The sequence below is a fragment of the Bifidobacterium panos genome (assembly GCF_012932445.1).
In the GTDB taxonomy this organism is placed as follows: domain Bacteria; phylum Actinomycetota; class Actinomycetes; order Actinomycetales; family Bifidobacteriaceae; genus Bifidobacterium; species Bifidobacterium panos.
This window is the reverse complement of sequence record NZ_JAAIIJ010000021.1, coordinates 1-14,751: the sequence shown is the minus strand read 5'-3', so window position 1 is coordinate 14,751 and position 14,751 is coordinate 1. Positions and strand designations below refer to the sequence as shown.

Here is a 14,751-nt window from a genome sequence, read left to right as displayed (position 1 = left end):
TAATGTAGCTCACATTATGCAGCCAGAAGAAGCAACACGCAGCAGCCGAACCGCGCAGACGGGCCACCAAGAGGCGAGCCAGCCTGCCGGCCAACCCAGCCTGAAATCCGTCGAAAGCCTCGATGAAGGCAACAGCATGGCGCGCGGCCTGAACAACCGGCACGTGCAGTTCATCGCCATCGGCGGCACCATCGGCACCGGCCTGTTCCTCGGCTCCGGCAAATCGATCGCGCTGACCGGCCCGTCCATCATCTTCGTGTATATCGGCGTCGGCGTGATCATGTTCCTGCTCATGCGCGCCATCGGCGAGATGATGTACCGCGACCCGAGCCAGCACACCTTCATCAACTTCATCGACCGCTACCTCGGCCACGGCTGGGGCAAGTTCGCCGGCTGGACGTATTGGATCGTGCTCATCCTGACGGGCATGACCGAAATCACGGCCGTCAGTACCTATTTCGTCACGTTCTTCGGCATGCTCGGCATCGAGCTGCAGAGCTGGAAATGGCTTATCGAACTGTGCTTCCTGGTGGTCTTAAGCGCCATCAATCTCATCGCCGTCAAGGTGTTCGGTGAGGCGGAGTTCTGGTTCTCGATGATCAAAATCACGCTGATTGTGGGGCTGATCGCCACCGCCGTGGTGATGCTGGTGATCGGGTTCCATTACCCGGCCTCCACCATCGAGGGGGTGGACGGCACGGTGCCGGGCGCCGGCGTGAGCCTTTCCAATCTCTTCAGCGACTTCGCCATCGCGCCGAACGGCTGGCTGAACTTCTTCATGAGTTTCCAGATGGTGTTTTTCGCCTATCTGCTCATCGAGTTCGTGGGCGTCACCGTCTCCGAGACGCAGAACCCGCGCAAGGTGTTGCCGAAGGCCGTCAACGAGATCATCATGCGTATTCTCATCTTCTATGTGGGCGCGCTGGTGGCCATCATGGCCATCGTGCCGTGGCGCAATTTCAAGCCGAACAAGGATGGCTCCTACCCCTCGCCGTTCATCATGGTGTTCAAATACGCCGGCCTTGACTGGGCCGCCGCGCTGGTGTTCTTCGTGGTGATCACCGCGGCCGCCTCGTCGCTGAACTCGCTGCTGTATTCCTCCGGGCGCCATTTGTATCAGTTGGCGCATGATTCCAACGTGCCGGCGCTGGGCAAGCTGGGCGTCGTTTCGTCGCGCAAGGTGCCGGCGCGGGCCATCATCGCTTCCGGCTGCATGATCGTGCTTTCGCCGATCATCAATATGCTGCCGGGCATCTCCAGCGCGTTCGTGCTGTTCTCGTCCGCCGCCAGCGCCGTGGTGATTTTCATCTATGTGCTGACCATGCTGGCGCACCGCCGCTACCGCGTTTCGGACGATTTCATCCCCGACGGTTTCCTGATGCCCGCTTGGAAAGTGACCGACTGGATTGCCGTTGCGTTCTTCGTGTTCGTCTATGGCACGCTGTTCCTCTCCACCGACACGCGCTTGCCCGCCATCGCCGGCCTGGTCTGGCTGCTGGCTTTCGGTGGCTACTGTGTGTTGCGCGAGCGCTCCAAGCGCTGAGCGGTTCCGACGGCCTTGTGGGTTCCTTGGGTTCTATGGGTTCCAAGGGTTCTATAATGTGACAAATCACCCCTGAAATAGGCTCTATAATGTTACAAATTGCCAGCAAAACTGGCTCTATAATGTTACAAAACACCTCTAAAACGGCTCTATAAAGCCATTTTCGCCAACTCACGCTCCCAAGGCTCGAATCGGTACCGCTAACACCCCATCCTCGCGCAGGTAACTGTAATCGCCGGTTCCCGTAAGTACCATCAGAAACGCCGGCTCGTGCATCTTCGTGGTATCGATTTTGGCGGCAAGGGTTTTGAGGGTGGCCGCGCCCTCTTCGATGAGACGGTCGCCCCCCAACTTGATTTCGACGAGACCATAGTCGCCGTTGCGCAGGTGAATGACCGCGTCGCTCTCCAGCCCGGATTTGTCGCGGTAATGGAACACCGAACCGTCCAATGCGTCGGCATAGACGCGCAGATCGCGGATGCACATGCTCTCAAACAGCAAGCCGAACGTCTCCAAGTCATTCAGCAGCTCCTCCGGCCCGGTCTGCAGCGCGACGGCGGCAATCGACGGGTCGCAGAAGTGCCTTGTCGCAGAAGTGCGTATGGCGGTTTTCGAGCGCAGGTTCGGGTTCCAAGCCGCAAGGTCTTCGATGACGAACAACTTGCGCAGCGCCTCGACGTATTCGAGAAATGTGGATTGCGACATGTCCACGCCCGCGGCGCGCAGGTCCTGCTGCATGCTGGCAAGCGTCCCCTGCGACGAGATCATGCGCGCGTAGGAACGCAGCAACATGCGCGTATGGGAAGGGTTTCGTTTGATGTCGTCGACCCGCGAGACGTCGATTTCCACCACGGCGTCGACGTAATCGATCGCCTGGCGCAGCGCGACTCGTTCCGTGCGGCCTATCGCCCGGGGCCAACCTCCACGGCAGGTGAGGAACGCCAGATCGCGCAGGTCGCCTTCCTGCGCCCGGGCGGCTGGTTTGTCCCCTTGAAAAAGGCTGCGAAGCGAGACGGATCCTGTCGATTCTTCGGACTCCAGCAGGGACATGGTTCGCATCTTCATTCGTGCGATGCGCCCGGTTCCCGTGTGCTTGAGCGCGTCAAGGTCGATTGGCACGCTGGAGCCGGTGAGGATGAATTGGCCAAACTCGTCCCGGTGATCGACTTCGAAGCGCACGGCATCCCAGATGCTGGGGGCGTCCTGCCATTCGTCGATGAGCCGGGGAACGCCGCCCTGTAGCAGCAGGCTGGGGTTCAGCTCGGCCAGCTGCAGATTTTGGGCTCGGGTTTTCGGGTCTTGCATGTACACGGCACTATGCGCCAGCTGCTCGGCGGTGGACGTCTTGCCGCACCACTTCGCTCCCTCGATAAGAATGGCTCCTGTTGCGTCGAGACGATCGCGCAAAACCTGATCATAAATTCTGCTCATATATCGTTTCATCTTGACGCTCCAAAATCGTTGCTATTTCAGTGTTTTTCGCACTTTCACTACAGCAGTTGGCCAGTTTTCACTACGGTAGTTGGCCAATTTTTACTATAGCAGTTGGCAACATTTTACTACAGCAGTTGGCCAATTTTCACTACGGTAGTTGGCACATGGTGACGAGGCGATGGTGACTCGCGACGAGTGATTGGTGCGAGCGCTCCAAGCGCTGAGCGGTTCCGACGGCCTTATGGGGTTCATGGGTTCCATAGGCTCCTCGGGTTCTATAATGTGACAAATCACCCCTAAAACCAGCTCTATAATGTTACAAATTGCCAGCAAAACCGGCTCTATAATGTTACAAAAGAGCCTTAAAACGGCTCTATAATGTTACAAGACAGAGAATAAACGGCTTTATTGCAACGATTTTCAGGGGGCTGTCATGCTGAAACGCAAGGCGATGCAAAAACTCGAATTCTGGAAGAGCCACAAAGGCAAGCAAGCCATGCTGGTCGACGGGGCGAGACAAGTCGGCAAGTCAACTCTGATTGGGGAGTTCGGGCGAACCCACTACCGCCACATGGCGCGGATCGACTTCATTGATTCGCCCCAGGCTCGCGCGGCCGTGGACGCAACGAATACGGCCGATGATCTGTTCCTGGCGATCTCCGCCTACTCCAACGATGAGCTGGTTCCCGGCGAGACGCTGGTGTTCCTTGATGAGATTCAAGCCTGTTCCGATGTGGTGACGAAGGTGAAATTTCTTGTTGAGCGCTATCCCGAGTACGATTTCGTGCTTTCCGGTTCGTTGCTGGGGGTTGAAATCACGTCGATTGAGTCAGTGCCGGTCGGTTATCTTGATTCATTCACGATGTATCCTCTGGATTTTGAGGAATACTGTTGGGCGGCGGGCGTGCCTTCGAATGTCATCGAAGAGGTGCGTAACGCCTACCAGGAGCGTCGCGCGGTCAACGAGGCCGTCCATCGCCGAATGACGGATCTGTTCCATGATTACCTGCTGACGGGCGGTATGCCGGATCCCGTAAATGTGTTTCTCGAACAACACAACATACAGGCGCTTCGCAATCGCCAGCGCGCCATCATCAATCGATATCGGGAAGATATCTCGAAATATGCGGATTCCGTCACCCAAGCGCGCATGATTCGGCGCATCTTCGATCTGCTGCCCAGCGAACTCAATCAGCAGAACAAGCGGTTCCGTGTCACCAGCCTGGGCAAAGGGGCGCGAATGGATCGCAGCGAAGACGGCTTTCTCTGGCTCGTCGATGCGGGCGTGGCTTTGCCGGTATATAACGTCGACGAGCCGCGTTACCCGCTGATGATGTCGATGAAATCGCGTCTGTTCAAGTTGTTCCTGAACGACGTGGGGTTGCTGACCTGCATGTGCGGCATGGATGTGGCGCGTGATTTGCTCAACGACCGCACGGACATCAACTATGGCGCGTTGTACGAGAATGTTGTTGCGCAGGAACTTGCGGCGCACGGGTTCTCGTCCTATTACTTCAAGAACAACGCCATCGGCGAGCTGGACTTCGTCGTCGAGCATCCTCGGGGGAGGGTTACCCCGATTGAGGTCAAGTCCGGCAAGTCGTATAAGCGCCACAGCGCAATGAGCAAGGCCCTGTCCATTGCGAACTATGGCATGGATCGTGGCATCGTGTTGGCGGAAACGAATGTGCAGGTGGGTGACAGCATTGATTACCTGCCCGTTTACATGATGTCGCAATTGCAATACGACGAGTAGAGAATCGGCACCAGTGCCGGTGATGGAAAAATCGTTGCAATTTCAGTGTTTTAGCACTTTTTACTACAGTAGTTGGCCAATTTTCACTACAGCAGTTGGCCAATTTTCACTACAGTAGTTGGCACATGGTGACGAGGCGATGGGGGCTCGTGGCGAGTGGCTGGTGTGGGGAATTAATTGTTTATGATATAAGATATCTTGATTGGTCGAAGGGTCTGAAAGGCGGCCGCATGGGATTTGAACGGGAAATGTTCGACGAGTTGATGAGCAACATCTGGGACAAGCGATCCCGTATGCAGCAGGAGATATCACGCGGCACGAAGGGTGAGCCGTTCGTCGTCCAGGAACTGTCGCGCAAAGGCCCGCAAACGCCTTCCCAGCTGGCGCAGGCGATGAAAGCCACCACCGGGCGCATCTCCACGCTGTTGTCCGTCTTGGAAAAGAAGGGGCAGATTGTGCGTGAGGCCGATCCTGCCGACCGGCGCATCGTGCATGTCAGCCTGACCCAAGCGGGGGAGCGTCGCGCGCGGAAGCAGCGTGACGAGATGCGTGAGGCGGTGTGCTGGATTTTTTCGCAGATGGGAGAGCGGCGCACCCGCGAATTCGTCGATCTGTCCATCGAATTCACCACATACATGAGCCTATGTATGCCCGGCAAACCGCGGCCCACCCCCGAGGAAGTCCGCGCGGCGTTCGCTCAGGATGAAGTTTAAAATAACTTACAGTATAAGTGATTTAATACTGTAAGCAATCTGTGAGCAATCTGTAGGCAACCACAGACCATACCAGCAGGAACTACAAGAACAGAAGGAAACACATGCTTCGCATTATGCGATATCTATCCAAAGCGGAGATAGGGCAAATGCTGATTGCGCTGGTCAGCATCGTCGGGCAAATCTGGCTCGACCTGACTCTGCCGGACTACATGGCCGACATCACCACGCTTGTCGAGACACCCGGCAGCGCCATGCGCGACATCTGGATCGCGGGCGGCAAGATGCTGGCCATCTCGCTCGGATCGGTCGCCTGCGCCATCATCACCGGCTATATCGCAGCGCGGGTGGGTGCCTCGTTCAGCCAGCGGCTGCGCTCACTGGAGTTTCGCAAGGTCGAAAGCTTCGGGCCGGCCGAAATGAGCCGGTTCTCCACCGCCTCGCTGATCACGCGCTCCACCAACGACATCACGCAAATCCAGATGTTCATCACGATGGGCCTGATGATGATCGTCAAATCGCCGATCATGGCGGTGTGGGCCGTGTGCAAGATCGCGGGCAAGGGTTTTGAATGGACGCTTGCCACGGGCATCGCCGTCGTCGTGCTGATGGTGGCCATCACCGTGCTGATGGCCATGGTCATGCCGAAGTTCAAGTCCATGCAGCGCCTGACCGACAACATCAACCTGGTGGCCCGCGAAAACCTCACCGGCCTGCGCGTGGTGCGCGCCTACAATGCCGAGGGCTATCAGGAAGCCAAGTTCAGCGAGGCCAACAAGGCCCTGACCGACACCCAGCTGTTCACCAACCGCGCGATGGCGTTCATGATGCCGCTGATGAACACCATCATGAATGGACTGATGCTCGCCGTCTATTGGATCGGCGCCAGCCTGATTGAGTCGGCCCAGATGACGGACAAACTCACCGTCTTCTCCGATATGGTCGTGTTTTCCAGCTATTCCGTGCAGGTGATTATGAGCTTCCTGCTGATGAGCATGGTATTTGTGCTGTGGCCGCGCGCCGACGTGTCCGCCCAGCGCGTGATGGAGGTCATCGACACCGAGCCGCTGATCAAGGACGGCAACCACGAGAAAGGGCTGCCGGGCCAGGCCGGCGAAATCGAGTTCCGCGACGTGAGTTTCACCTACCCGGACTCGCGCGAAGCCATGCTCGAAGGCATCAGCTTCACCGCCCAGCGCGGCGAAACGGTCGCGTTCATCGGTTCCACCGGCTCCGGCAAATCCTCGCTGGTCAACCTCGTGCCGCGCTTCTATGACGCCACGCAAGGTCAGGTGCTGGTGGACGGCGTGGACGTGCGCGACTATACGCTCAAAGCCTTGCGCGGCAAAATCGGCTACGTGTCCCAGCAGTCGTTCCTGTTCAAAGGCACCATCGCCTCCAACGTGAGCTATGGCTACCAGTCGGGCGGAACGGACCAGCAAGCCGGCGCGTCCGGTACTTTCGGTACATCCGATACTCTCGATAACGATGTCATCGAGATAGCCGACACCTCCACACGCGCCGGGCGCAAACGGGAAAAGGAGCTGCTGGAAGCGCAATCGAAACGCACGCTCAGTGCCGGGCAGATGGACGAGGTGCGCAAGGCCTGCGAAGTCGCGCAAGCCACCGAGTTCATCAACAGGAAAGAGCAGGGTTACGAAGCGCACATCGCGCAGGGCGGCTCGAATGTGTCCGGCGGGCAGAAGCAGCGCTTGTCCATCGCCCGCGCGGTCTATCGCCACCCCGAGATTCTGATCTTCGACGACTCCTTCTCCGCGCTCGATTTCAAAACCGACCGCGCCGTGCGCGACGCGCTCGCCAGCGAGGCCAAGGATTCGACCAAGCTCATCGTCGCGCAGCGCATCGGCACCATCATGAACGCCGATCTGATCGTCGTGCTCGACAGAGGCAAAGTGGTGGGCCAAGGCAAACACCGCCAGTTGCTCGACACCTGCGCCGTATACCGGCAGATCGCCGAATCGCAGCTAAGCGAAGACGAACTGAAAGGGTAGCTTCGGTTCGCAAATCGCCTATAAGTAAATCGCCTGTAAGCAGCCACTTATAAGCAATCGCCTATAAGCAGCCACCCTCAGCCAAGTTGCACTGACAGCTCCCGCCAGCGCACGCCGAGAAAATAATTTAAGGACTTAGAAACAATGCCAAGAGGACACATGGGGCCGGGTCGCGGGCCGGTCGAAAAGCCGAAGAACTTCGGTGCGGTGATGAAGAAACTCGTGCGTTTCTGCCGCCGCTACATTCCCGCCATCATCGTCGCGCTGGTGCTGGGCGCGGCGGGCACCGTCTGCCAGATCATCGGGCCGGACAAGCTTAAGGACATGACCAACGAGATCGCCAAGGGGCTGCCGGCCGTCGTGCAGGGCAAGCCGGTGCTGCGTTCCATCGACTTTGCCGCCGTGAACCGCATCGCTTGGCTGCTGGTGGCGCTGTATGTCGGCTATGCCGTGCTGTGTTACGTGCAAAGCTGGATGATGGCGAATGTCACCCAGCGCACCGCCCAGCAGTTGCGCGAGGCCATCAGCGTGAAGATCAACAAGTTGCCGCTCAAGTATTTCGACAAGGTCAGCTATGGCGACGTGCTGAGCCGCATCACCAACGACGTCGACGCCATCGGCCAGACGCTGGGTCAGTCGCTCGGCTCCCTGATCACCTCCGTCACGCTGTTCTTCGGCGCACTCGTCATGATGTTCTACAACAACGTCATCATGACGCTGTGTGCCATCGGCTCCAGCCTGCTCGGTCTGGTGATTATGGGCGTGATTATGAAGTTCTCGCAGAAGTACTTCTCCCGCCAGCAGATCGCCCTGGGCGACGTGAACGGCCATGTCGAGGAGATGTACACAGGTCACACGGTGGTCAAGGCATACTGTGGCGAATCTGATTCCATCGCGCGTTTCGAGCGTTACAACAACGACTTGTATGAATCCGGCTGGAAAAGCCAGTTTCTTTCCGGCCTGATGATGCCGCTGATGAACTTCATCGGCAACTTCGGCTATGTGGTGGTGTGCGTGGTGGGTGCGGTGCTCGCCATAAACGGCCAGATCGAGTTTGGCGTGATTGTGGCGTTCATGATGTATATCCGTCTGTTCACCCAGCCGCTCGCGCAGTTCGCCCAGGCGTTCCAGAATCTGCAGCGTTGCGCCGCCGCCTCCGAGCGCGTGTTCGGCTTCCTTGAGGAGCCTGAGATGGCAGATGAATCGGGCAAGCAGCCGTTGCTGGGGTGCGCCGCCGAGAACTCCGATGGTTCAGTGCGTGGCGACGTGACGTTCGATCATGTGAGCTTCGGCTACGAACCGGATAAGACTATCATCCACGATTTCTCGGCCGAGGTGAAGTCCGGCCAGAAGGTCGCCATCGTCGGGCCTACGGGCGCGGGCAAAACCACGATGGTGAACCTCTTGATGCGCTTCTATGAAATCTCCGGCGGCTCGATTTTGATTGACGGCGTGGATACCCGCTCGGTGCCGCGCTGGAATGTGCACGACCAGTTTTCCATGGTGCTGCAGGACACGTGGGTGTTCCGCGGCACAGTGCGCGAGAATGTTGCCTATTCCAAGCAAGGCGTGAGTGACGAGCAGATCGTCGCAGCGTGCGAGGCTGTGGGGCTCGACCGCTACATCAGGTCGTTGCCGGACGGTTACGACACGGTGCTCGACGAGACGTCCTCGCTCTCGCAAGGCCAGAAGCAGTTGCTCACCATCGCCCGCGCAATGGTGGAGGACGCGCCCATCCTTATTCTCGACGAGGCGACATCCTCGGTCGACACCCGCACCGAAGAGCTGATCCAGAAGGCGATGGACGCGCTGACCGTGGGGCGCACCAGCTTCGTCATTGCGCACCGTCTGTCCACCATCCGCGACGCCGACATGATTCTGGTGATGAACGGCGGCGACATCGTTGAGCGCGGCACGCACACCGAACTGCTCGCCAAGCGCGGCTTCTACGCCGACCTCTACAACTCCCAGTTCGCCCTCACCAACTGAATGAGAGAGAGCTTTAGGCATAGATGTTGCGGGGGCGCATGTCTTCGGGGAGGCCTTCTAGCAGGGTGGCGACGGAGCCTTCCTCGAAGACGGAGCGGATGCCGGCGGCCAGCAGCGGCGCCACCGAGAGCACCGTCATGTTCGGCAAACGCTTTCCGGCCGGAATCGGCACGGTGTCCATCAGCACGATTTCGCGCGCGCCGCAATCGCGCAAGCGCTCGACGGCGGGGCCGGACAGCAGTCCGTGCGTGGCCACCAATGTGACGCTTTTCGCGCCGCCCTCGCGCAACGTGCGCACGGCCTCGCAAATGGTGCCGGCGGTGTCGATCATGTCGTCCACCACCACGCAGTCGCGGCCAGCCACTTCGCCGATGATGCCATGCGCCTCGGCATGGTTCGGGCGCGTGATGTCGCGGCTCTTGTGAATGAACGCGAGCGGCAGCCCGCCGAGCTTGGCGGCCCACTGCTCGGACACTTTGATGCGCCCGGCATCGGGCGAAACGATGGTGGTGTTCTCCAGCGGCAAATGGCCGCGCACGTAATCGATGAGCACCGGCATGGCCGTCAGGTGGTCCACGGGCGCATCGAAGAAACCCTGCTCCTGGGCGGCGTGCAGATCGACCGTCATGATGCGGGTGGCCCCGGCTGTGCGGAACAGGTCATACACCAGCCGCGCGGTAATCGGCTCGCGCCCCTGATGCTTCTTGTCCTGACGCGAATAACCCATGAACGGCGCGACGACGGTGATGGTGCGTGCGGAGGCGCGCTTGAGTGCGTCCACCATGATCAGCTGTTCCATGATCCACTTGTTGATATCGCCCGAATGGCATTGCAGCACGAACATGTCCGCGCCACGCACCGGCTCCGTGTAACGCACGTACATTTCGCCGTTCGCAAAATCGTAGGCGGCGGTTTCAAGCACCTTCGTGCCAAGGCAGTCGGCGATTTCCGTGGCCAGCTCGGGGTAGGAACGGCCGGTGACCAATGCCATGCGCTTATCCGGGGTGCCCTCAAGAATCGTTGACATATCCGCCTGTGCCGTCCTTCATCGTGTGCGAGCCGAGTGAGCCTTTTTCAGTGTACCCGCAGGCGGGCACTGCGTGTCGCCCTGTCTCGCGCGGCAATCGGCGGGCATCGCTGCTCGCCGGCGGGGGAATATCGGGGTGGTATTGCCCCAGTTTTCGGGGTTTGCGGGGTGGGTTGTTTGTTCTCGATAGTGGATAGGAAAAACACTTTTTATAAGGAGTCACAATGAGACGTATGCCCACCCGGGCGTTTTTGCAGCGCCACAGAATGTTGATGAGGTCGATGGTCGTGTTGGCGGTGGTCATGGCCCTGGTGGTGCTGTGCTGTCCCGCGACCGCCGTACAGGCCCAGGCGGCTCCGGAGGGTTCCAAGGGAGTGTTGGGGAAGAGGGTTGGAACCAGTGGTACTGCTGTTGCTGCACTTGGCAGGGATGAATCTAACAACCCCGTGGATCGTAGCAAGGTCAGGAGGGTCACGTTCTCTAACGCCAAGTCCACAAGTGCCACAAATGCAAATTGTTGGGATGCATCCACGGACCACGATGGGTCGGTTACGGGTTGCGCGACAAGCAACACTAACGGCACGTGGAATGTGGAATATAGTGCCGACGGCATGTACCCGGCTTTTCCGGAAGACTCAAGTTATCTGTTTAACGGCTGGTCTTCCCTGGCTGCCATCGTTCACCTCGACCGGGTTAATACGTCGAATGTGAAGGACATGAGCTTCATGTTCGCTGGTTGTACGTCTTTAGCGTCTCTGGATCTGTGGAATTTCAATACCGTGAAGGTGACAAATCTGAGCAACATGTTTGATGGCTGTAAGTCTTTGACGTCTCTGAATCTGTCGAGTTTCAATACGTCGAAGGTAACGGATATGGAGTTCATGTTTCGGGGCTGTGAGTTGTTGATGTCTCTGAATTTGCAGAATTTCAATACATTCAGCGTGGAGAACATGAGCTATATGTTCGCCGGGTGCAAGCAGTTGTCATCTCTTGGTCTATTACGTTTTAATACGTCCAGCGTGGCAGATATGAGCGAGATGTTTTCCGATTGCCGTTCCTTGACGTCCTTGAATTTGTCGAGTTTCGATACGTCGCTGGTCGAGAAGATGGACGGCATGTTTCGAGGTTGCCATTCTCTGGTATCCCTTAATTTGTCGAATTTCAGTACGCCCAACGTGACGGACATAAGCCAGATGTTCTTTGAATGCAAACAATTGTCGTCTTTGAATCTGGCGAGTTTCAATACGGCGAGAATGACGGATTTCGAGAATGCCCTTGCCGGTCTTTCTAAGTTGGAGCGGTTGACGCTGGGAGCAGGATTCAAACTTCCTCTCGGTGGTCTTGGTCTCGGGAAGCCGCATTCACCGCATAAGCCCGGTCATCAGGCGACGCACCGGTGGCGGGATGAATCCACAGGTAAGGAATATGACCCGTTTGGGATTCCCACCTCCTATGCTGCTACGTATGTGGCTGGTTATGATGCCACGACTTACAGCTACAGGGTGAAGTTCGACAGGAACGATGGCACCGGTGTCACGACTGAACAGTTGTTCACTTCCGGCAGCACACAGGCATTGCGGACGAACAATTTCACCCGTACTGACTACAAATTCACAGGCTGGAACACTCAGTCCGATGGCCGTGGCAAATCGTACTCGGACGGACAGGACGTAAAGGACTTGGGCAAGAACGACGGCGCCGTAGTCACCTTGTACGCGCAGTGGCAGCCAATTCCAAAGAAGCCGGCAACAAAATACACGGTGCAATTCGACACGCATGGTGGCAGCACGGTACCGTCACAACAGGTGACCAGCGGCACGAAAGCATCCAGGCCAAGCGACCCACGGCGCACCGGGTATACGTTCGTCGGCTGGACAGCGGACGCGGCCGGCAGGCAGCGATACAATTTCGACAGTCTGGTGCACAGGCCAATAACCTTGCATGCGCAGTGGAAACCGATACCGCAGCTGAAGCGTTTGGGCGGTCCCGGCCGTTACGACACGATGAGCAGAATTGTAAGGGAGTCGCATCCACAAACCGTCAGCACGGTGATCGTGGCCAGCGGCGAGAACTATCCTGACGCCCTAGCGGCCTCGGGCTTGGCGGGCGCGTTGAACGCGTCGATCGTGCTAACCACGCCAAGCTCGCTGTCCCCGCAGGCGGCTGCGGAGCTGGGGCGTCTGAAGCCGAAGCGCATCATTATCGCGGGCGGCCCTCAAGCGGTCTCCAAGCATGTGCAATGGCAGCTGAGCAAGTATGCGCGCGCCGTGGAGCGTCACGGCGGTGCCGACCGTTACGAAACTGCGTATATGCTCTACCAGCGTGGCAGAGGTTTGTGGAAAGCAACGGCGATAATGGCCACGGGCGAGGATTACGCGGATGCGCTGAGCGTCAGTTCCTATGCCTATAAGTGCAAGGCACCGGTGTTCCTGTCCAACCCGCACAGCGGCTTGAGGCACCACCATCGCGCGGCGCTCACGAAATTCAGGAAAGTAGCGGTTGTCGGTGGCCACACCGCCGTGCCTCCCAAGCATACGAACGGTCTGCCGGGCTGCATACGCCTGGGCGGCCCCGACCGCTACCAGACGAGCGTGATCTTCGCTCAGTGGGCGCTGAGGAATGGCTTGGGCGCGAATGGCGCGGTGTTTGCCAAGGGAAGCGATTTCCCCGACGCCTTGGTGGCAGGTCCGCTGGCCGGTCGCAACGGGGCTCCGATTTTGCTGGTCGAGAGTCGGTACAGCGCGTCCGTCCATTTTGCGCGCTATCAGTTCGGCGGCAAGGTGTCCACAGCGTATGTGGTCGGCGGCACGCAAGCGGTAAGTTTGGATACCGCCAGCGCAATCGCCGCCGCGCTAAGAGTCCGTCAATTGTAATCGAGGATTGGGGCCCGGCCTTTGACACGGCCGGCCTCGTTCCTCATCATTTCGCGGGACGAAGAGCCCAGTGGGCTCTTCGTTTCGCCCGTAACCGACGGCGCCGTTTGACGGTAACCAGCCAATCCCGTGCCCTCCGCACCATCCCGCCAACGCAGCAAAGTCGTTCCCAGCGCGTCCCGAGTCACAGTGCTCGAACATTGCGTTCTCAGTGTGCATCCCGCCATCCCAGTCCGGTGTCTCTCGCGGAAGCCTTCGAATCGAGTTATCCTATTACGCAGAAATCAATATTTTTCATTTTTGCGTAATAGAAGTACGGAAGAGGCGATGAAACTCACAGGAAATATCTTGCGTCCGGGGACAAGTATTACCTGTGCGACCATGCGTTCCGTTACGCCAAACTGGGCACGCGCAACCTTGACTATGGGCGCGCGTATGAGAATATCGTCGCCATTGAACTGCTGCGTCGCATTGTGGTGTGTTACGCGTCGATGAAAGAGATGCGCAGTTGTTTGTGCAGCGTGTGGGCGATTTGTTCGAGCAGGCCGATGGTGGGATTCATTCGCCCTGATTCGATGCGTGCGATGGTCGACTGTGGTTTGTGCACCAGTTTGGCGAGTTCGCGCTGGGAGAGTCCTTGCCGTTCGCGCAGTTGCATGAGCGCCGCGGCCGTTTCCAGCCGGGCTTTCTCCCGTTCGTATTCCCGGGCGAACTTCGGGTCGCTGTCGCTGTAGTGCTTGATAAGCTCGTCGATGTGCGGGCGGTTCGTTTCAGCTGTCATGGTTACCTCGTTTCCATAGGTCGCGCACGGTGCGTGCATGTGTTTTCTCGCGCCGTGGTGTTTTCTGGGTCTTTTTCGCGAAGCCGTGGGTGATAACGTACAGATCGTCCTGCGCGTGGAAGTACAGCGAGCGATTCCATCCCGATGATAGCATATCCGCCCTCGCTTTCGCTGCGCTGTGCCGTGTCCTCTGTGTCATTGCGTCGGCGGTGCGGAGTCGTTCCGGGTGTGCTGTGAGTCACAGTGCGCGTTGCTATCGTTCTCAGTTTGTTTTGGGTCGCGGTGCCCGTCGTCTTCGTTCTTAGTGTGCATATCGCTATTTCGTTCTCAGTGCGTTTCGCTGTTCCGTCAGGTTTGCGTGTTGTTTGACTAGTCCGGTGTTTGGCGGCGGATGTTGCCGTGTTCGACACCCTCCGGGCCGGTAGGCCAAGTCTTACGTCTCACACGGCAACATCCGCCTAGGTCATTCTGACGTAGCCGGTTCGGCCCGTCCTAGGCTCCCGCTGGCGGGAGCTGTCGGCCGTCAGGCTGACTGAGGGTGGTTCCACCAGACACGTGCTTAGTGGGACCACCCTCAGTCTGTCTCTTATACACCTCCGACGCTGTCGTCGAACACGACTGGT

General features: G+C 58.3%; 10 protein-coding genes. 6 read left to right on the top strand and 4 right to left on the bottom strand.

The window, feature by feature from the left end; translation table 11 throughout:
* Positions 1-16: 16 nt before the first annotated feature.
* Positions 17-1,543 (top strand): amino acid permease, encoded by a 1,527-nt coding sequence (locus G1C94_RS05470; protein WP_172145837.1) that lies wholly within the window; start codon positions 17-19, stop codon positions 1,541-1,543.
* Positions 1,544-1,714: 171 nt separating this feature from the next.
* On the opposite strand, the gene G1C94_RS05465 is transcribed toward G1C94_RS05470, so the two are convergent.
* Positions 1,715-2,986 carry an ATP-binding protein gene (locus tag G1C94_RS05465; protein ID WP_172145834.1) on the bottom strand — a complete coding sequence of 424 codons (1,272 nt, stop codon included), beginning with the start codon at positions 2,984-2,986 and terminating at the stop codon, positions 1,715-1,717.
* 424 nt (positions 2,987-3,410) lie between these two features.
* Between G1C94_RS05465 and G1C94_RS05460 the strand changes: the two genes are divergently transcribed.
* The 4 genes from G1C94_RS05460 to G1C94_RS05445 all read left to right on the top strand — a co-directional run bounded on the left by G1C94_RS05460 (position 3,411) and on the right by G1C94_RS05445 (position 9,447).
* A complete protein-coding gene (locus G1C94_RS05460; RefSeq protein ID WP_172145831.1) occupies positions 3,411-4,733 on the top strand; it encodes an ATP-binding protein in 1,323 nt (440 codons plus the stop codon).
* 230 nt (positions 4,734-4,963) lie between these two features.
* Positions 4,964-5,446 (top strand): MarR family winged helix-turn-helix transcriptional regulator, encoded by a 483-nt coding sequence (locus G1C94_RS05455; RefSeq protein WP_172145828.1) that lies wholly within the window; start codon positions 4,964-4,966, stop codon positions 5,444-5,446.
* Between the two features lie 104 nt (positions 5,447-5,550).
* Positions 5,551-7,458, top strand: coding sequence for an ABC transporter ATP-binding protein (locus tag G1C94_RS05450; protein WP_172145825.1), 1,908 nt, complete (start codon positions 5,551-5,553; stop codon positions 7,456-7,458).
* Between the two features lie 144 nt (positions 7,459-7,602).
* The gene (locus G1C94_RS05445) at positions 7,603-9,447 is read left to right on the top strand and encodes an ABC transporter ATP-binding protein (RefSeq protein WP_172145822.1); all 1,845 of its coding nucleotides are present in this window, start codon (positions 7,603-7,605) and stop codon (positions 9,445-9,447) included.
* Between the two features lie 13 nt (positions 9,448-9,460).
* Here G1C94_RS05445 and G1C94_RS05440 read toward each other — a convergent pair whose 3' ends face one another.
* A complete protein-coding gene (locus tag G1C94_RS05440) occupies positions 9,461-10,474 on the bottom strand; it encodes a ribose-phosphate diphosphokinase (RefSeq protein ID WP_172145819.1) in 1,014 nt (337 codons plus the stop codon).
* A 590-nt stretch (positions 10,475-11,064) separates the two neighbouring features.
* Here G1C94_RS05440 and G1C94_RS05435 point away from each other — a divergent pair.
* Positions 11,065-13,347, top strand: a complete 2,283-nt coding sequence (locus G1C94_RS05435; RefSeq protein ID WP_172145816.1) for a cell wall-binding repeat-containing protein — start codon at positions 11,065-11,067, stop codon at positions 13,345-13,347.
* Between the two features lie 481 nt (positions 13,348-13,828).
* Here the strand turns inward: G1C94_RS05435 and G1C94_RS05430 are convergent, their stop codons facing one another.
* Both G1C94_RS05430 and G1C94_RS07965 read right to left on the bottom strand, forming a co-directional pair.
* Positions 13,829-14,128, bottom strand: a complete 300-nt coding sequence (locus tag G1C94_RS05430; RefSeq protein ID WP_172145810.1) for a helix-turn-helix domain-containing protein — start codon at positions 14,126-14,128, stop codon at positions 13,829-13,831.
* Entirely contained in the window at positions 14,118-14,282 is a 165-nt protein-coding gene (locus G1C94_RS07965; protein WP_216656894.1) for a type II toxin-antitoxin system RelE/ParE family toxin, read from the bottom strand. The genes G1C94_RS05430 and G1C94_RS07965 overlap by 11 nt, the downstream gene beginning before the upstream one ends.
* Between the last annotated feature and the right edge of the window lie 469 nt (positions 14,283-14,751).